Origin of the sequence: Yersinia sp. 2540 StPb PI (assembly GCF_052217165.1) — a bacterium.
Classification (GTDB): Bacteria; Pseudomonadota; Gammaproteobacteria; order Enterobacterales; family Enterobacteriaceae; genus Yersinia; species Yersinia enterocolitica_E.
In genome coordinates, this window is sequence record NZ_JAZGQC010000001.1 from 4,480,793 (window position 1) to 4,498,191 (window position 17,399).

Consider the following 17,399-nt stretch of genomic DNA (forward strand, 5'->3'; position numbering starts at 1 on the left):
TGTTACTTAAGCAAGCGGCCCCATTTTTCTACCCACAACGCTGAAACCACTTCTGGCTCCGGGTGTTCCATCGCGTCAATATCCAGTCGTTCACCAATCCGTGTCGCCCCCTGCTCTTGCAGCAGTTCATCAAATGCGCGCCCTGCGCCGCAGAAATTATCATAACTGCTGTCACCTAGTGCAATGACGCCATAACGTAGCTCTGGCTGAAACCCAACCTGATCACGAACAGCGACGAACAGTTCTGCTATGCTGTCAGGGAAGTCGCCTTGTCCGGTGGTAGATGTGATAACCAGTGCATAATGTTGACGATAATACTGCCAGGCTTCTAAAGTCCCCTCTTCAAACAGTGTTACCTCATGCCCCTGCTCTTTCAGTATGTTTTCAGCTTCTTCCGCCACTAACAACGCATTACCGTAGACAGTGCCGACAAAAATCCCGACCTGAGCCATAAAAGATATTCCCTTTTAACCAGAAAAAATTATTCACTATCCTGACCTTCGGTCGCTGGAAACTCAACCCTTTCAAGATGAGGGGTAATACCCAACCAGCCAAAGTGTGACATCAAGCCTTGCCAGGATTCATCCCAACGCGCCGTAAGCGAAAGCACCTCACCAGTGACTGGATGATTCAATTGTAAATGGCTAGCGTGCAACATGAGCCGTGAGCAATCAAAGTGTTGGGCAATACCTCTATTCTGACGCAAATCACCGTGGGCACTATCACCAATAATTGGATGGCGTATATGTGCCATATGCCGCCGTAACTGATGCTTACGCCCTGTTTCCGGTTTCAGCTCCAATAAACTGAAGCGTGATGTGTCATAGCGCCCAATAGCAACAGGAACTTCCACTTGAGCCAAAGGCTGATAGTGGGTAACTGACGGTTGTGGTGCTTTATCTTGTTTGGAATGTTTATCCGCGATTTTATCCAGTTCTTCGCTCATCGCGTAATCAACCGTACCACCTTCCAGCACATAGCCACGAACCACCGCATGGTATGTTTTCTGAATCTGGTGCTGTTCGAACTGCGCCGAAAGAGCACGGGCAACATCACTGGATAACGCCATCAGCAGCACACCTGATGTTGGGCGATCCAGACGGTGGACGGTATAAACATGCTGGCCAATCTGGTCGCGCACCGTTTGCATCACAAATACGGTTTCATTACTGTCCAACCAACTACGGTGAACCAGCCAACCGGCGGGTTTATTCACCGCAACTATATATTCATCTTGGTAAATTATTTCCAGCATTAGTTACTTTCTTTATTCAACAGATCATCGAGACACTGTAATTGTGCCAGCAGTATGGTGCAATCTGGCCGACTATCACCACTTAATGCCTCTTCAAAGTATGGCGTAATGGCGAAACGTGTCGGAAGTGGGTTATTCGATTCCAGCAATGCATACATTCGGGGAATCAGTACCCATTGCAACCACTGCTCGGCATCCATGGTATCGATACTGAAAGGCTCATTACTTTCGAAGGCTGCCGCTGGCGGTGGAACAACTTGCCAAAGATCAATTGCTCGCATGGCAAGCTCAATATCCCGTAAGTTCTGACGCACCTGATTTTCTATACTCATGATTATGCTCTCAACCAAAAAACAGCCATTCGCCGGGCTGGTCCAACGGCGGCCAAGCATACCATTGAAGAAGGCGATGCCCAAACTCACGCCATAGACAACAGAAGGCTATTGGGCAAAATAAGCATAAAAAAAGGGGTACTGTTTTACCAGTACCCCTCAATTCGTTTCATAGCTATCCCGCTAAAAGTGATGCTCCCTGCTCAATCCATGAAAACTTTTCCGTGTGGTTATCCTAACCAGCAATCCGTCGCAGTGTCCTACACCATCCCGATGCTAATCCTGAGGTTATCCTAACCCACCATTCATCCTGAACCGGCTCTCAATCTCCATCCTGGAGGTGTCCTTTGTTCCATCCTGAAACATCCCTTCACTCGTCCTAAGCAGTCCCTGTGTTCTTCATCCTGAAGTGGTAGCATCCAGATACCGTCCTTCTCCGCCAGATCCTATCCGGCGATTAGAAGGATCGCTTAATCGACAAAGGGTGGCAAGACACTGTAAGAATAATGATGCTGATACTTTTACATATAAAAAAATGAACGTTTATAACAAAATGATTTTATTGAAGATAAATTTGACACAAAAATTTTACAGTTAAAGAATAGAAGTGATGTCTCACAGCCGGTGTGAGAGATCTCGCACACCGGCTTGACCAGAATAAACAATAACCACTTGCTTATTCAGGTAATACTGGACGCAATGCATCAAGAAAATGTATGAGAGTTGATGCCAGCAGGGTGCGCTTACTACTACCAAATTGCTCTAACACCACATTACCTGTGACATTGCACAATGAAGCCATTGTCATCTCTGACTCTGTGGTTGCCAAAAACAGCGTTGGCGAGAGTTTCAGCCTTTTTTGCGTGACCAGATGACCAATTAGATTCTCCTGTAAACGGATAAAATCATCTTCGCTCCACACTTGTAGCAGCGTAAAACGGTGATCACCTAAATCAGCCATCATGTCGCCAGCATATTGGCAGGTGTAAAACGCATGAATATCCGGGTGAAGCTGAATCTCCAACGCCCGTTCAATATTAGCCAATGTGGCATCGGCAACCGCTGGCTGTGGCAACCAAAATACCTGACTGTCCTGAGTTTCCACGATGCAAGGTGAAGGAACACCATAAAGTTCTTCACTGGCGGGCAGATGCCCGGTCTGCTGCTGCCATAGATTGATATAACGTTGGGTAAAGCTATTTAGTGCCGTTGAAACATTCTGGTCCATTCTCGATTCTCAGTATCGCGGCAGCTTGCGCTGTATTGCTGAGTGCTACCCCCCCACTCAGAAATGCAGTTAAACGCGGCATAAATTGATAAACTAAAGCTATTGTACCTTTCTCTCATCATGGGAACAGCATGTCTTCATATCAAGACCATAAGGCTCTGGCGGAACTGACGCTGGGCAAACCAACCGCTTATCGCGATCACTATGACGTCACCTTGTTGCAAGCTGTGCCACGCAGCATGAACCGTGAACCTCTCGGTTTATATCCAGATAACCTGCCCTTTCATGGTGCAGATATCTGGACGCTCTATGAATTGTCTTGGCTAAACAGTAATGGCCTGCCACAAGTTGCCGTGGGTGAAATCAGCCTGAATGCGGATAGTACTAATCTGATTGAATCCAAAAGCTTTAAACTCTATCTCAACAGTTTTAACCAAACCGTGTTTGCTGACTGGGAAAGTGTTCGCACCACATTGCAACGCGATTTGGCGGCCTGCGCTCAAGGTGATGTCAGTGTCACGCTATATCAACTCAATGAAATAACACATCAACCCATTGCCGATTTCTCGGGGGAATGTCTCGACCAACAGGATATTCGTATCAATAGCTATGAATTTAGCACCGATTATCTGCAAGGGGCTACCACAAGCAACAGAGTAGAAGAGAGCCTGGTCAGTCATCTGCTCAAATCCAACTGCCTGATTACCCACCAGCCAGATTGGGGATCAGTACAAATCAGCTACAGTGGCCCACAGATTAACCGAGAGGCACTGCTACGCTATCTGGTCTCTTTCCGGCACCATAATGAATTTCACGAACAGTGTGTAGAGCGTATCTTCAACGACATAATGCGTTTTTGTCAGCCTGAAACACTGTCGGTCTATGCTCGTTATACCCGCCGTGGCGGACTGGATATCAACCCTTGGCGCTCCAATACTGATTTTGTTCCATCAACTGGCCGTATGGCCCGGCAATAAATATATGCGTACATGTACGCAACATTTAAGCACAACGCACGTTAGTATTGGCAAAAACCGAGGGACAACGTTAAGGTTAATTACCGTATCTTCACGCTATTTTCAGTAGAGAAATCAGGGATAGATACTTAAAGATCTCTATGATATTCCACGGCAAAATAGAAAGCAGCATTCTGATATACCCAAAGTAATTGGTGTGGCTGGTAGGCAGCCAACACCCAGCAACGTCAAGTACGAAGGGTATACACGGACACTACCACCCTCCGGGGTGTAAAGGAGTAACTTTGATTACACATGTCAGCCCACTCGGCTCAATGGATCTGTTATCACAGCTCGAAGTGGATATGCTCAAACGTACAGCCAGCAGTGATCTGTACCGTTTATTCCGTAACTGCTCCTTGGCAGTTCTCAATTCAGGCAGCCTAACCGATAACAGCAAAGAGCTTTTATCGCGCTATGAAACTTTTGATATCAATGTATTGCGCCGTGAACGAGGTGTAAAACTCGAACTGGTAAATCCACCAGAACATGCTTTTGTTGATGGCAAAATTATTCGTTCATTACAGGCAAACCTGTTTGCGGTGTTACGCGATATTTTGTTTGTGAATGGTCAAATCGTTAACGCTGGGCGTTTTCAACATCTCGATATGGAAAGCTCCAGCCATTTGACCAATCTGGTCTTTTCTATTTTACGTAATGCCCGAGCCCTCCATCTTGATGAAGACCCCAATATGATTGTGTGCTGGGGCGGCCATTCAATCAATGAAACTGAATACTTGTATGCCCGTAAAGTGGGGAGCCAACTGGGTTTACGAGAGTTAAATATTTGCACTGGCTGTGGGCCAGGAGCGATGGAAGCACCGATGAAGGGTGCCGCCGTTGGCCATGCCCAACAACGTTACAGAAATGGCCGTTTTATTGGTATGACTGAGCCTTCCATCATTGCGGCAGAGCCACCTAATCCGCTGGTCAATGAATTGATTATCATGCCGGATATTGAGAAACGGCTTGAAGCGTTCGTCCGCATCGCGCATGGCATCATTATTTTCCCAGGCGGCGTAGGAACAGCGGAAGAGTTGCTCTATCTGCTAGGCATATTAATGGATCCAGAGAACAGTGAGCAGGTACTGCCACTTATCTTAACCGGGCCAAAAGAGAGCGCGGATTATTTCCGAGTGGTGGATGAGTTCATCATAAACACTCTCGGTGATGGCGCGCGCAAATACTACAAGATAATTATCGATGACCCGGCTGAAGTCGCCCGTCAAATGAAAAAAGCGATGCCACTGGTGAAAGAGAACCGCCGTAATACGGGGGATGCTTATAGCTTCAACTGGTCTATCCGTATCAAGCCAGATTTACAGCATCCGTTTGAACCGAGTCATGAAAATATGGCGAATCTCAATCTGTCTCATAACCAGCCACCCGAAGAACTGGCTGCGGCACTACGCCGTGCATTCTCAGGCATCGTTGCGGGTAACGTAAAAGAAGTGGGAATTCATGCCATCGAAGCCTATGGGCCTTATAAATTGCATGGCGATCCACAATTGATGAAACAAATGGATAGCTTACTGCAAGGATTTATTGCACAGCATCGAATGAAACTGCCTGGCACTGCTTATACCCCTTGCTACGAAATTTGCAGCTAAGCCTTAACTAGTAATACCTCACCGGGCAGCGCCAGCACTTAGTCGTGTGGCTGCCCGACATTAATCTGGCTTAATGACTATATAAGACAGGCTATGCAAATCCATCTTCTTATCGTTGATGCACTTAATCTGATTCGTCGCATCCATGCCGTACAAGGTTCACCTTGCATTAATGCCTGCCAGCATGCGTTGCAACAACTGATTCAGCACAGCCAGCCCACCCACGCTGTGGCCGTGTTTGATGAGGATGATCGTTCCGATAGTTGGCGTCATCAATGCTTGCCTGATTACAAAGCTGGCCGCTCACCGATGCCGGACAACCTGCAACAAGAAATGCCGCAGATCCGTGAGGCGTTTAGCTCACTCGGGGTCGCTTGCTGGCATTCTCCTGGCAATGAAGCCGATGATCTGGCGGCAACTTTGGCGACCAAAATTGGTGGAGCCGGCCATCAAGTGACGATCGTTTCCACCGACAAAGGTTACTGCCAACTGTTAGCGCCAAATGTACAGATTCGCGATTACTTCCAAAAACGCTGGCTGGATATGCCATTTGTAAAACAAGAGTTTGGTGTATTGCCACACCAACTGCCTGACTATTGGGGGCTTGCGGGCATCAGCAGCAGCAAAATTCCGGGCGTCGCGGGGATAGGTGCCAAAACTGCCGCACTGCTATTGCAGCATGCCAGCAACCTTGAAGCGCTTTATCAAGATCTGGAATCAGTGCCGGAGAAATGGCGGAAGAAATTGCAGCAACACCAAGATATGGCATTTATCTGTAAGCAAATCGCCACACTGAAAACCGATTTGACATTAAGCGGTAACTTGCAACAACTTAGGTTACCTTAAAATTAAGGGGCCAAATGGCCCCTTGCGGATAACACGATACTCATATTCCAGTAATTGGAGCCACCGCTAAACCACTGCGGCTGCAAGTACCAAAGATATATGACTATTGGCGTTCATCCCGACGCCCCGGCACACCGGACCAGATACGACGCACATGCACCGTCACTTCTTCACGGTCATGATAGAGCTGTTTAGCTTGAATATGGGCATTGATACCGTTTTCTTTCAACTGTTCATCCATCATTTCCATATTTTCCAAAACGATTTCAAAACGTTTTTTCATCGGTAATTTCAAGTTGAAAATTGCCTCACGGCACCAACCGTTTACCAACCACTTGATGATAAGTTGCGTCACTTTAGCCGGTTTTTCTACCATATCGCATACTAACCAATAGATATTGCTACGCGTTGGCTCATATTTAAAACCATCGACGCGATGATGGGTTACCTGTCCGGTATCCATCAGGCTTTGTGCCATCGCACCATTATCAATAGCCTGAACCATCATGCTGCGCTGCACTAATTGGTAGGTCCAGCCACCGGGGCAAGCACCTAGATCAACTGCATGCATACCACTGGCCAAACGCTCCTCCCATTCATCCGCAGGGATAAACACATGAAAAGCTTCTTCCAGTTTTAAGGTTGAACGGCTTGGTGCGTCAGATGGGAACTTAAGACGGGGGATACCCATATAGAACGGCGAGTTATTATTGCTGTAAGAGTAGCCAACATAACAGCAACCAGACGCGATAAAGAACACGTGTACCACTGGCCGATGAGGATTTTCACGGGCAGAAAGAATTTTTTGTTCCCGCATTGCGCTGCGTAAAGGTACCGTTAACTTACGGCAAAACTTAAGCAACTCTTTGCTTTCATTGGTATCAGGAACTTCAACACGTAACTCACCGGCTTTTTCAATAACACCGACTAACATCCCAACAATCGGTGAAACACGGTCTTCCGGCGGCAAATCTTTTAATAACTCACCCACCACCATCATCTGGCGGGCAAAAATCAACTCACGAAAAGGCACTTCACGAATCAAGCGATCGGCATCTTCCAACTGATAGCACTCAAACAACACATAACCGCTGTTTTCTTTTACTCGAGCGAAACCAAAGATTTCAAGCTGTGCCGCTTTCGCAGTAATTTCTGCCGCACACTCTTTCTCAAAGCCAGAGCGGCAATATAAAGCAATTTTATTATTCATGGCGTTCTGCCCTTTTTCTTAGACGCAGAGCGCCAATCAACATCAAAATCCATCCCGCCAGAAAACATACTCCGCCGATTGGCGTGATATATACCCACAGTTTCAGGTGCGATAGAGCCAGGCAGTATAAACTGCCGCTAAAGAGTAGCGTTCCGAGCGCTAACAAGGCACCACTCCAGTAAAACCAAATACTTACTTGCCGTTGCATCGCAACAGCTAACGCCAGAATCGCCAGCGTATGGAACCCTTGGTACTCCAGCCCAGTACGAACCCAGGCCATCTCATTCGGCCCCAGTGAGGCGCTCAATACATGAGCACCAAAGGCACCGAAAGCGACATAGAAAAAACCGCTCAGTGCGGCAAATATCAGCATTAAACGACCATTCATCGTCATTAACCTTAAATTAGATAGAGTTATACCCTTCGTACTCGACATTGCAGAAATGCTAGCTGCGACTCCAATGACGTGGGTATATCGTTATATCGCCCGACAATAGCCCATTTTATCGTAGCGGGTTACCATCGTGAATGGGTTGTCATTACTACGCAGATAGGGTGATTAATCAGTTCTCATAGCGAAAGCGTAACTTTTCTTGCTCGCTGGCAGCTCTTGCCAATATCCACTGACGAAAGGCGGCTATTTTACCTAGTTCTGCCTGACTGTCATGACAAACCAGATAAAAAGCATTTTTACTCACCAAAACATCATTAAACGGGCACACCAAGCGCCCTGCTTCAATCTCTGCCTGAGCCATGACGTTATTCACTAACGCAATACCTTGGCCGTGAACGGCAGCCTGAACCACCATAGCACTATGGCTGAATATCGGACCTTGTTGCACATTAATTTGAGGAACACCCAGTTGACGGGTATAGGCCATCCAATCCCGGCGGGAAGTATCATGCAACAACGTATGATTAGCCAGATCTGCCGGTACTTTTAATCCATGCTCACCCGTTAATAAAGTAGGCGCACAAACAGGAAGTAAGAATTCTGCATACAAACGCTCAGTACGCAAACCAGTCCAATTACCCCGACCATAGAAAATAGCCACATCAACGTCATCAGCAAGTTTGTCCTCCTCCCGATCCACCGCCTGAATCCTGACATCGATCCCCGGATAAGCCGCATTAAATCCAGATAGACGAGGAACCAGCCATTGAATAGCAAAGCTAGGAGGGAGGCTTACAGTGAGCGCGCCTTTCGCGCTACGCGCCTGCAATTTACGAGTTGCTTCATTGATGGAGGTAAAAATCTCTTTAATATCGAGGTAGTAGCTTTGCCCCTCCTCAGTCAGTAACAGCGAGCGGTTACGACGGCGGAACAGTTTTAGCCCGAGAAAATCCTCCAGGGACTTTATCTGGTGACTAACAGCCGCTTGCGTGACAAATAATTCATCAGCAGCTTTAGTAAAACTCAAGTGGCGTGCGGCCGCATCGAAAACCCGCAAGGCGTTCAGGGGTGGTAATCGTTTTGACATGAATTGGATACTTTTTTATAACGGCTCATCCTTAGATGAAACCCTTTGTTTACTTATTAGTTTTTATAATCCGAGACATTATAAATTGTCCGTTGATGATGCGCCAGCAAATACCTATAGTGGCGGCACTTCCCAAGCCGGAACGAAAAGTAGGTTTAGTATCCAGGTACTGAAATGCTTTTGGCTTTGTGGTTGTGATGTTGTGTTTGCAAATGGTCTGGTAGTCCAGACATAGTAGCTAAGCTACTGTTTTTTTTCACTTCCTGTACATTTACCCTGTCTGTCCATAGTGATTTTATGCAGCACCGCTATTTTAGCGGTGCTTTTTTTTACCCTATTTTCAGCGCTTAAATTTAAACGCGACTTTGCATTGCACATAGTCAGAGCTTAAATTTAAGTTGTTGCAGAGGGTTTGATTGCCGTATTAGGCATCTTTTGAACGGTGACTTCGCGTTAAACTACTTACCCTCAGCCATTTCTTTTACTTCTGAACGGTTAATTTGCTGCTCGGTGCCGTTGGCATCGGTGTAGCTTATCATCCCGGTTTCATCATCTACTTTAGGTTTACCATCAGCAACGATAGTGCGACCATCATTGGTATGCATAACATAGTTGCTTGAACAGGCTGCTAAGGTAAAAGTGAGCATAAGTGCAGAAATTACGGCAGCTGTCTTTTTCATGGGTGACTCCTTGCAGATTAAAATGCTAAAAAACTCATTTTCATTACCAGACAAATGGTTATGTCCGTTACTATTTAGCATAACTCACTTATGACATATTTCCAGTGAACCGAGCCATTAGCGGGCAAATTATGAACAAAATGAGTCAAAATGAGACAGTTCCGAAGTAACCCAAAGGATGAGAACAACAGTATGAAAGCCTTTAATCCCACGGATTTTCGTCAGGAATTCCCGGCTATTAGTGATGAGATAACCTATCTGGATAGTGCGGCAACTGCGCTGAAACCCCGCGCCATGATTGAGTCGACGCAACAGTTTTATCAGCAGGACTCTGCAACAGTACATCGCAGCCAACATCAATCAGCATTGTCATTGACGGTTCGTTTTGAGGAAACCCGCCAACAAGTGGCCGACTTTATCAATGCACCCGCAGCAGAAAATATCATTTGGACCAAAGGCACTACCGAAGCCATTAATTTAGTAGCACAAAGCTATGCCCGCCCTCGCCTGCAAACGGGCGATGAAATTATTGTCAGTGAAGCTGAACATCATGCCAATTTAATTCCCTGGCTTATGGTTGCAGAGCAGACAGGGGCCAGAATGGTTAAATTACCCATCGGCCTTGATCACCTACCCGACCTACAGCAATTACCGCAATTGCTTAATGATAAAACACGCATATTGGCGCTGGGCCAGATGTCTAACGTCACGGGTGGTAGCCCCGAGTTAGCTCAGGCAATCGAACTTGCCCATCAATATAACTGCGTAGTGATGGTAGATGGAGCACAAGGTGTTGTGCATAACCCGGCAGACGTTCAAGCGCTAGATATTGATTTCTACGCTTTCTCAGCCCACAAGCTCTATGGACCGACCGGCATAGGCGTGCTGTACGGCAAGTCTGAATTACTCGACGAGATGCCAGCCTGGCACGGTGGCGGTAAAATGCTCACTCATGCTTCCTTCGGTGGATTTACGTCCCATGAGGTGCCATACCGTTTTGAGGCTGGTACGCCAAATATTGCTGGCGTCATTGGTTTCTCTGCCGTTCTTAGTTGGCTCGAACATATTGATCTGGCAGAAGCAGAAACCTATAGCCAAAATTTAGCCACATTGGCAGAGAATAAACTGGCTAAATTACCGGGTTTTCGCAGCTTCCGTTGCCAGCAATCTAGTTTATTGGCGTTTACTTTCGATGGTGTGCACCATAGCGATTTAGTAACGTTATTGGCCGAACAGGGCATCGCACTACGCGCCGGGCAACATTGCGCACAACCACTCATGGCAGCATTAGGGGTAAGTGGCAGCCTGCGTGCCTCATTCGCACCGTACAATACCGCGAACGATGTTGATATATTGTGTAACGCAATAGCTAAGGCTCTGGAACTATTGCAAGATTAAGAACTAACAGATAATAATTTCGCCCAATAACCACCGGTCTAATTGAGAAGATGATGATTGCCCCACACCCTTTTGGTCACGATATTACTGCTGCTAAACTGCTGGAGATATTCAGCGTTCATAAACAGTGGGAAGATCGTTATCGTCAGTTGATTTTGCTGGCAAAACAGCTTCCGTCATTGCCGGAGCCACTAAAACAGAATCAACTGGAGCTAACTGGATGTGAAAATCGAGTGTGGCTGGGGCATCAACGCCTGCCGGATGGCAGCTTACATTTTTATGGTGATAGCGAAGGCCGTATTGTTCGTGGATTACTGGCGGTTATTTTAACTGCAGTGGAGGGGAAAACCCCACAGCAGGTATTAGCAGAAGACCCATTGGCGCTGTTTGAGCAGTTAGGGCTACGCCAGCAGCTAAGCACCTCGCGCGCCAGCGGTTTACTGGCGCTGGCGCAAGGTGTAAAGGCTATCGCCGCCCAATATATAGAGTAGGAGTTATTTCACCTGACGGGCTGCTTTCGCCATCATTTTTTTCAATGCATGGGACACAGCAACAAAACCAAAGGTCGCAGTAACCATGGTTACCGAGCCAAAACCTGAAGTACAGTCCATTTTTTTTGGGCCTTCCGCTGTACTGCGCGAAGCACAAACTGATCCATCAGCCTGGGGATAAACCAGTGGTTCGCTGGAAAAAACACAGTCGATCCCCAGTTTACCTTTGCTGTTTTTCACCACATTAAAGTCACTTTTCAACCTTTCACGTAGCTTAGCCGCCAGCGGATCCTGAATGGTTTTTGCCAGATCTACTACCTCAATACGCGTTGGATCGAACTGCCCACCGGCCCCACCGGTGGTGACTACCGGGATTTTATAGCGGCGACAATAAGAGAGTAGTGCCGCCTTAGGCCGTACACTATCAATTGCATCAATGACATAGCTAAAATTGTTATTTAAAAGTTCCGCGACATTATCCGCAGTAATAAAATCATCAATACACGTCACGCGGCATTCAGGATTGATAGCCAGAATACGTTCCGCCATCACTTCGGTTTTAGCTTGCCCGACATTGTGCCGTAAGGCATGGATCTGACGATTAGTATTGGTTACGCAAACATCATCCATATCAATCAACGTAATCGCGCCGATACCCGTGCGCGCCAGCGCTTCCGCTGCCCATGAGCCGACACCGCCAATACCAATGACACAGACATGCGCCTGCGAAAACAGTTCCAGCGCCTGCTGACCATATAGACGCGCTATGCCACCAAACCGCTGTTGGTAAGCTTCGGAAAAGGCTGTGTTCATCAATGTGTTACCTTAATTGCTTCGAAATGACGTTAATAATATCGATGATATGAAGACAAAAGCGGCCAATTGGCCGCCTGATAAAGAGTGAAACCGACCGTATACCGGCAATTGCAGGTAATAAGGAAGCTTACTGACCCTGATTATTCACCAGTAATGATAAACCATTACCCGCTGGCGCGACTGTTTTGCCACCTTGATAAGCGGTAAATAGCGGTCCGCTGCTTTGGGCATTTTTCAGTACCCAAACCCGACCATAATGATTGTAGAACCCAGCGGCCTGCCCAGCTTCATGGCCAATCCCCTGATAGATATCAAAGTGCTGACCTTTAATCGCACCACCAACATCCAATGCCACCATCAGGCGCATCTGATATTGACCCGTGAATTTCCCCTGATTATCCAGCAAAGGCACTTCAGCTAGTAATGTGGTGCCTGGCGGAATCAAGGAACGATCAGATGCAACTGACGCTTTGGCAATCAATGGAACCGCACTGGCCCCTTTCACCGGCGCGTACATTTCTGGTTTAAAGAACACAAAGGACGGATTCTGCTCTAAAAGCTCTCTGACCTCAGCTTCACTATGAGTTTCAGCCCAGTGGCGGATGGCTTGCATCGACATATCTGCTTTAGCGACTTCGCCACGATCAATCAGCACTTTGCCAATACTGCGGTAAGCATGGCCATTTTTACCTGCATAACCGAAGAAGGTCAGTGGTCGCCCATCGCCATAATCAACATAGCCGCTGCCCTGCACTTCCATCATAAAGTTATCTACCAGCGAATTGGTGTATGCGATAACTAAACTACGGTTATCCAATGCACCTGCATAGATAGCAGCGCGATCGGGTAAACGACGCTTTCCTTTAGCAGGCATCCGATAAAGTGGGTGGCGGAATTCACCTTGTGGCGTATAACGGGCCTGAAGCACCGGAGTGTAGTAGCCAGTAAACTGTACGTTACCGAAATTATCGACCCCCTCCATCTGATAGGCATTCAAACCAAATAAACTTAGCTTGCTGGTATCAGCCCCTGCCAACATCCAGTTTTCGACCGCATTGAATGTATTACTATTGCGGTTATAGAGACCCGGTGAAGATTGGTTAATCACTTTCACCTGATCAGAATAATCTTTTGCGTTAACTGGCTTACCTGTTGCATTTGGTTCATTCACCAGTTCCAGTGATTGCTCCAGACGCCCATCCTTATATTGCTGCCCACGATCGGTTGGCCGCGATTGGCACCCCGCCAGAACAGCAATCATTATTCCACTTAGTAGGTATTTGCCCCAACGACTTGTCATTTCACGCCTTCTTTTACTCATTTTATCTACTGGCGAACGATAACAAACGCCTATAGATAAAGGAATCAGCAGGTGGAAAAAAATCCTCCTGACCCCGTTATGGGGAAAAAGGAAACAGATAGTTGATAAATTAATCGAAAAAACCTCTTTACCCTAATTAAGTGGCAAAACTACTTGCAACAGATCTCATCCAGAGTATAGTGCGCTCAATCGGACGCGGGGTGGAGCAGCCTGGTAGCTCGTCGGGCTCATAACCCGAAGGTCGTCGGTTCAAATCCGGCCCCCGCAACCAACCGATACTGGCTACCAGCAGTATCAAATGTCGTTCGATAGTCTTGAAAGTTAAGACGAATTAGGTAGAATAGTAGTGAGAAGCAAATAAAAGTGTAGTGACGGACGCGGGGTGGAGCAGCCTGGTAGCTCGTCGGGCTCATAACCCGAAGGTCGTCGGTTCAAATCCGGCCCCCGCAACCAATTACACCATTAAGTAATAAAAGTAGTAGTAAGATAGAAAATAGTATTAAGACGGACGCGGGGTGGAGCAGCCTGGTAGCTCGTCGGGCTCATAACCCGAAGGTCGTCGGTTCAAATCCGGCCCCCGCAACCAACTCTTAATCATTTTCATATCAACATCAGACACCCTTAAGGGTGTTTTTTTGTTTCTGGCTTTATACCCGTCATACTTCAAGCCGCATGGCCGCATGTGTGTTGGCTGCTTTCGTTCACCCGAATCATTGACTAACGTCAACTCATCGGGATTATCTCAGTTGCCACCTTCCTGCAACTCGAATTATTTAGGGTATATCTCTCAATCAATAACAATGCCCTACGCGTTAAAGTCGGGCCATCGCCCCACCGTTAGCAAAATAGGCTTTGATGCCAGCAAAAATAGATTCTGCGACTTGTTGCTGAAAACGGCTGGTACGTAGTTTGCGCTCTTCTTCCAGATTACTGATAAATGCTGTTTCAACCAGAATTGAAGGAATATCAGGTGCTTTCAATACAGCAAACCCCGCCTGATCGACACGGTTCTTATGCAGCGTATTAATTTTCCCCATGCGATTCAGCACTTCTTTACCAAACTTCAGGCTGTCATTAATAGTCGCCGTTTGCAGTAAATCAATCATGGTATGGTCCAGATAGCGATCACCACTTTTGCTAACCCCCCCAATCTGATCGGCCTCATTCTGTGTCTGGGCCAGGAAACGCGCGGCGGTACTGGTTGCGCCCTTGGTTGATAGCGCAAAAACGGAGGAACCTCTGGCCGCCTGACTGGTAAATGCATCCGCATGAATTGAAATGAATAAATCTGCCCGCAGTTTGCGCGCCTTCGCTACCCGCACTTTCAACGGGATAAAAACATCTTCATTACGGGTCATAAACACCCGCATATTGGCTTCTTTTTGAATTAACGCCCGTAACCGACGAGCAATTTGTAGCACAATGTCTTTTTCACGGGTTTTATTTCTACCAATAGCACCAGGATCTTCCCCGCCGTGACCAGGATCCAACATGATAACTATCGGTCTATCGCGCCCTGCTTTGCCTGCTTTTGGTGTCTCTGCGGGTAAGCTACGCTCCACGTCGCCTTTATTATAATCTTCCAATAATGCCAACAATGGATCGTCCTCAGCAGAGCTGTTGCCCTGAGCGGGATATAAATCCACCACTAAACGATTTCGAAATTCAGCAAAAGGTTTTAGAGTAAATAGCTGGGGGCTGATGCTTTGCTTCAACTCCAAAACCAAACGGACGGTATTTTTATCAAACTGCCCTACTCGGGCTTGCTTCAGATAAGGGTCACCGGACTGAACCTGATTAGTTATCTGTTTCAGGACGCTATTTAAATGTACCCCTTCAATATCAACCACAATACGATCAGGATTGGTAAGAGCGAACTGACGATACTTCAGCGGAGTATTGGATTCCAGCGTGACTCGGGTATAGGTTGAAGAGGGCCAAACCCGGACTGCAATAATATGTGAGGAAGCAGCAAATCCAACTCGACTAACACTCAGCATCCAGGCGCTCGCAGCACCTTGCAACAGACGACGACGCCCAGGATTATGATTTGAATCTGCCATGTAACTCCAAAGTAACTACCAAAATATGAATAAAAAGCGCACAAAAAAATTTATGTGCAAAAACTTTAACGAATCAATCCCACGCTGTCATTAGAAAAACATTTTTATGTTATTCAATTTATTAATACAGATACGCCATACATATGCATTTGATAGTAATTTGGTGCTTGCCATCTTGGTCAAAAAAGAATAAAAATACAAAAATACCGAATAAAAATTCAAAGAGGGTCTGCCGTGAAGGAACGTAGTACTGAACTGGTCCAGGGATTTCGCCACTCAGTTCCCTATATCAACGCGCACCGTGGCAAGACATTCGTTGTCATGTTGGGTGGCGAGGCGATTGAGCATGAAAACTTCGCGAATATCGTCAATGATATCGGTTTGTTGCATAGCCTTGGGATCAGGTTGGTCGTGGTATACGGTGCACGCCCACAGATCGACAGCAATTTGGCACAGCATCATTACGAACCTATTTATCACAAGCATACCAGGGTAACAGATGCCCGAACTCTGGAAATGGTGAAACAAGCAGCCGGCCTATTGCAGTTGGATATCACTGCAAGACTATCAATGAGTCTCAATAATACCCCGCTACAAGGCGCGCATATTAATGTAGTCAGTGGCAACTTCATTATTGCTCAGCCGCTGGGTGTGGATGATGGTGTCGATTATTGTCATAGCGGGCGTATTCGTCGTATCGATGAAGAGGCAATTCACCGTCAATTAGATAATGGCGCAATCGTGTTACTAGGCCCGGTTGCTGTATCGGTGACCGGCGAGAGCTTTAATCTCACATCAGAAGAAGTTGCCACCCAGTTGGCTATCAAACTGAAAGCAGAAAAGATGATCGGTTTCTGTTCATCCCAAGGGGTGACTGACAGTGAAGGTGACATTATTTCAGAGCTGTTCCCGAATGATGCTCAAAAACGGATTGAAGATCTGGAACAAAAGGGTGATTACAACTCCGGTACGGTACGCTTCCTACGTGGTGCAGTGAAAGCTTGCCGTAGCGGTGTACGCCGGAGCCATTTACTGAGTTATCAGGAGGATGGAGCGCTAGTCCAAGAGCTATTCTCCCGCGATGGTATCGGTACACAGATTGTTATGGAGAGTGCTGAACAAGTGCGCCGCGCTACCATCAATGATATTGGTGGCATACTTGAATTGATTCGCCCGCTGGAACAACAAGGCATTCTGGTGCGTCGTTCGCGGGAGCAGCTTGAAATGGAAATCGACAAATTCACGATTATTGAACGGGATAATTTGACGATTGCCTGTGCAGCGCTCTATCCGTTCCCTGAAGAACAAATAGGTGAGATGGCCTGCGTGGCAGTACATCCTGACTATCGCAGCTCTTCTCGGGGAGAAATGCTATTAAAGCGCGTTGCTAATCAAGCGCGGCAGATGGGACTTAAAAAGCTGTTTGTACTCACCACCCGCAGTATTCACTGGTTCCAAGAACGCGGTTTTACACCTGCCGAAGTAGAGGTTTTACCGATTCAGAAGCAGGAACTGTATAACTATCAGCGGCGCTCAAAGATTCTGTTGGTTGATTTGTAGCCGTATTGATTATAAATATTGCGACCACATGCTTTATCAGGGTTTTATTTAATTTATTCCCAACATAATTAGCGTTACAGGGAGGCCGCAAG

17 protein-coding genes and 3 tRNA genes are annotated in these 17,399 nt (G+C 46.8%); 9 read left to right on the forward strand and 11 right to left on the reverse strand.

Going from position 1 to position 17,399, the window contains the following annotated elements:
* Window positions 1–2 precede the first annotated feature (2 nt).
* The 4 genes from V1956_RS21005 to syd form a co-directional block, all read right to left on the reverse strand.
* On the reverse strand, window positions 3–452 hold the full coding sequence (locus V1956_RS21005) for a flavodoxin (RefSeq protein ID WP_420070727.1): 450 nt from the start codon (window positions 450–452) through the stop codon (window positions 3–5).
* Window positions 453–481: 29 nt separating this feature from the next.
* Window positions 482–1,255 (reverse strand): tRNA pseudouridine(65) synthase TruC, encoded by a 774-nt coding sequence (gene truC, locus V1956_RS21010; RefSeq protein ID WP_372559772.1) that lies wholly within the window; start codon window positions 1,253–1,255, stop codon window positions 482–484.
* The gene (locus tag V1956_RS21015; RefSeq protein WP_083164106.1) at window positions 1,255–1,587 is read right to left on the reverse strand and encodes a YqcC family protein; all 333 of its coding nucleotides are present in this window, start codon (window positions 1,585–1,587) and stop codon (window positions 1,255–1,257) included. The genes truC and V1956_RS21015 overlap by 1 nt, the downstream gene beginning before the upstream one ends.
* Window positions 1,588–2,263: 676 nt before the next feature.
* The gene (gene syd / locus V1956_RS21020) at window positions 2,264–2,815 is read right to left on the reverse strand and encodes a SecY-interacting protein (RefSeq protein ID WP_083162908.1); all 552 of its coding nucleotides are present in this window, start codon (window positions 2,813–2,815) and stop codon (window positions 2,264–2,266) included.
* Window positions 2,816–2,946: 131 nt separating this feature from the next.
* Here syd and queF point away from each other — a divergent pair, with 131 nt between their 5' ends.
* From queF to xni, 3 genes are all read left to right on the forward strand, one after another.
* Window positions 2,947–3,792 carry an NADPH-dependent 7-cyano-7-deazaguanine reductase QueF gene (gene queF, locus V1956_RS21025; protein ID WP_420070726.1) on the forward strand — a complete coding sequence of 282 codons (846 nt, stop codon included), beginning with the start codon at window positions 2,947–2,949 and terminating at the stop codon, window positions 3,790–3,792.
* 284 nt (window positions 3,793–4,076) lie between these two features.
* A complete protein-coding gene (gene ppnN / locus V1956_RS21030; protein WP_372559775.1) occupies window positions 4,077–5,441 on the forward strand; it encodes a nucleotide 5'-monophosphate nucleosidase PpnN in 1,365 nt (454 codons plus the stop codon).
* Window positions 5,442–5,534: 93 nt separating this feature from the next.
* On the forward strand, window positions 5,535–6,287 hold the full coding sequence (gene xni / locus V1956_RS21035) for a flap endonuclease Xni (protein ID WP_372559776.1): 753 nt from the start codon (window positions 5,535–5,537) through the stop codon (window positions 6,285–6,287).
* A 103-nt stretch (window positions 6,288–6,390) separates the two neighbouring features.
* Here xni and rlmM read toward each other — a convergent pair whose 3' ends face one another.
* From rlmM to V1956_RS21055, 4 genes are all read right to left on the reverse strand, one after another.
* On the reverse strand, window positions 6,391–7,497 hold the full coding sequence (gene rlmM, locus V1956_RS21040; RefSeq protein ID WP_083162900.1) for a 23S rRNA (cytidine(2498)-2'-O)-methyltransferase RlmM: 1,107 nt from the start codon (window positions 7,495–7,497) through the stop codon (window positions 6,391–6,393).
* Window positions 7,490–7,885, reverse strand: a complete 396-nt coding sequence (locus V1956_RS21045) for a DUF423 domain-containing protein (protein ID WP_083162898.1) — start codon at window positions 7,883–7,885, stop codon at window positions 7,490–7,492. Before V1956_RS21045 ends, rlmM begins: the two co-directional genes overlap by 8 nt.
* Before the next feature lie 175 nt (window positions 7,886–8,060).
* A complete protein-coding gene (locus tag V1956_RS21050; RefSeq protein WP_083162896.1) occupies window positions 8,061–8,978 on the reverse strand; it encodes a transcriptional regulator GcvA in 918 nt (305 codons plus the stop codon).
* A 458-nt stretch (window positions 8,979–9,436) separates the two neighbouring features.
* On the reverse strand, window positions 9,437–9,658 hold the full coding sequence (locus V1956_RS21055) for a YgdI/YgdR family lipoprotein (protein ID WP_005166349.1): 222 nt from the start codon (window positions 9,656–9,658) through the stop codon (window positions 9,437–9,439).
* A 192-nt stretch (window positions 9,659–9,850) separates the two neighbouring features.
* Between V1956_RS21055 and csdA the strand changes: the two genes are divergently transcribed.
* Both csdA and csdE read left to right on the forward strand, forming a co-directional pair.
* Complete coding sequence (gene csdA, locus V1956_RS21060) at window positions 9,851–11,056, forward strand: cysteine desulfurase CsdA (protein WP_372559777.1); 1,206 nt, start codon at window positions 9,851–9,853, stop codon at window positions 11,054–11,056.
* A 50-nt stretch (window positions 11,057–11,106) separates the two neighbouring features.
* On the forward strand, window positions 11,107–11,547 hold the full coding sequence (gene csdE, locus V1956_RS21065; protein WP_420070724.1) for a cysteine desulfurase sulfur acceptor subunit CsdE: 441 nt from the start codon (window positions 11,107–11,109) through the stop codon (window positions 11,545–11,547).
* Window positions 11,548–11,550: 3 nt separating this feature from the next.
* On the opposite strand, the gene tcdA is transcribed toward csdE, so the two are convergent.
* Both tcdA and mltA read right to left on the reverse strand, forming a co-directional pair.
* Window positions 11,551–12,360 carry a tRNA cyclic N6-threonylcarbamoyladenosine(37) synthase TcdA gene (gene tcdA / locus V1956_RS21070; RefSeq protein WP_420070723.1) on the reverse strand — a complete coding sequence of 270 codons (810 nt, stop codon included), beginning with the start codon at window positions 12,358–12,360 and terminating at the stop codon, window positions 11,551–11,553.
* A gap of 130 nt (window positions 12,361–12,490) precedes the next feature.
* Window positions 12,491–13,663 (reverse strand): murein transglycosylase A, encoded by a 1,173-nt coding sequence (gene mltA / locus V1956_RS21075; RefSeq protein ID WP_420070722.1) that lies wholly within the window; start codon window positions 13,661–13,663, stop codon window positions 12,491–12,493.
* A 215-nt stretch (window positions 13,664–13,878) separates the two neighbouring features.
* On the opposite strand from mltA, the gene V1956_RS21080 reads away from it, so the two are divergent.
* The 3 genes from V1956_RS21080 (at window position 13,879) to V1956_RS21090 (ending at window position 14,270) form a co-directional block, all read left to right on the forward strand.
* Window positions 13,879–13,955: transfer RNA gene (locus V1956_RS21080), tRNA-Met, on the forward strand.
* A 105-nt stretch (window positions 13,956–14,060) separates the two neighbouring features.
* Window positions 14,061–14,137, forward strand: a tRNA-Met gene (locus V1956_RS21085).
* 56 nt (window positions 14,138–14,193) lie between these two features.
* Window positions 14,194–14,270 (forward strand) — tRNA-Met (locus tag V1956_RS21090).
* A gap of 226 nt (window positions 14,271–14,496) precedes the next feature.
* On the opposite strand, the gene amiC is transcribed toward V1956_RS21090, so the two are convergent.
* Window positions 14,497–15,747: an N-acetylmuramoyl-L-alanine amidase AmiC gene (amiC, locus tag V1956_RS21095; RefSeq protein WP_372559781.1), complete on the reverse strand. Its 1,251-nt coding sequence runs from the start codon at window positions 15,745–15,747 to the stop codon at window positions 14,497–14,499.
* A 234-nt stretch (window positions 15,748–15,981) separates the two neighbouring features.
* On the opposite strand from amiC, the gene argA reads away from it, so the two are divergent.
* Window positions 15,982–17,307, forward strand: coding sequence for an amino-acid N-acetyltransferase (gene argA, locus V1956_RS21100; RefSeq protein WP_420074736.1), 1,326 nt, complete (start codon window positions 15,982–15,984; stop codon window positions 17,305–17,307).
* Window positions 17,308–17,399 lie beyond the last annotated feature (92 nt).

Bases quoted from the DNA above. Each gene is read 5' to 3' on its own strand.
- V1956_RS21045 (WP_083162898.1), bottom strand. From the start codon at position 7,885: ATGAATGGTCGTTTAATGCTGATATTTGCCGCACTGAGCGGTTTTTTC.
- queF (WP_420070726.1), top strand. From the start codon at position 2,947: ATGTCTTCATATCAAGACCATAAGGCTCTGGCGGAACTGACGCTGGGC.
- syd (WP_083162908.1), bottom strand. From the start codon at position 2,815: ATGGACCAGAATGTTTCAACGGCACTAAATAGCTTTACCCAACGTTAT.
- xni (WP_372559776.1), top strand. From the start codon at position 5,535: ATGCAAATCCATCTTCTTATCGTTGATGCACTTAATCTGATTCGTCGC.
- V1956_RS21005 (WP_420070727.1), bottom strand. From the start codon at position 452: ATGGCTCAGGTCGGGATTTTTGTCGGCACTGTCTACGGTAATGCGTTG.
- tcdA (WP_420070723.1), bottom strand. From the start codon at position 12,360: ATGAACACAGCCTTTTCCGAAGCTTACCAACAGCGGTTTGGTGGCATA.
- truC (WP_372559772.1), bottom strand. From the start codon at position 1,255: ATGCTGGAAATAATTTACCAAGATGAATATATAGTTGCGGTGAATAAA.
- mltA (WP_420070722.1), bottom strand. From the start codon at position 13,663: ATGACAAGTCGTTGGGGCAAATACCTACTAAGTGGAATAATGATTGCT.
- V1956_RS21015 (WP_083164106.1), bottom strand. From the start codon at position 1,587: ATGAGTATAGAAAATCAGGTGCGTCAGAACTTACGGGATATTGAGCTT.
- rlmM (WP_083162900.1), bottom strand. From the start codon at position 7,497: ATGAATAATAAAATTGCTTTATATTGCCGCTCTGGCTTTGAGAAAGAG.
- V1956_RS21050 (WP_083162896.1), bottom strand. From the start codon at position 8,978: ATGTCAAAACGATTACCACCCCTGAACGCCTTGCGGGTTTTCGATGCG.
- csdE (WP_420070724.1), top strand. From the start codon at position 11,107: ATGATGATTGCCCCACACCCTTTTGGTCACGATATTACTGCTGCTAAA.
- V1956_RS21055 (WP_005166349.1), bottom strand. From the start codon at position 9,658: ATGAAAAAGACAGCTGCCGTAATTTCTGCACTTATGCTCACTTTTACC.
- amiC (WP_372559781.1), bottom strand. From the start codon at position 15,747: ATGGCAGATTCAAATCATAATCCTGGGCGTCGTCGTCTGTTGCAAGGT.
- csdA (WP_372559777.1), top strand. From the start codon at position 9,851: ATGAAAGCCTTTAATCCCACGGATTTTCGTCAGGAATTCCCGGCTATT.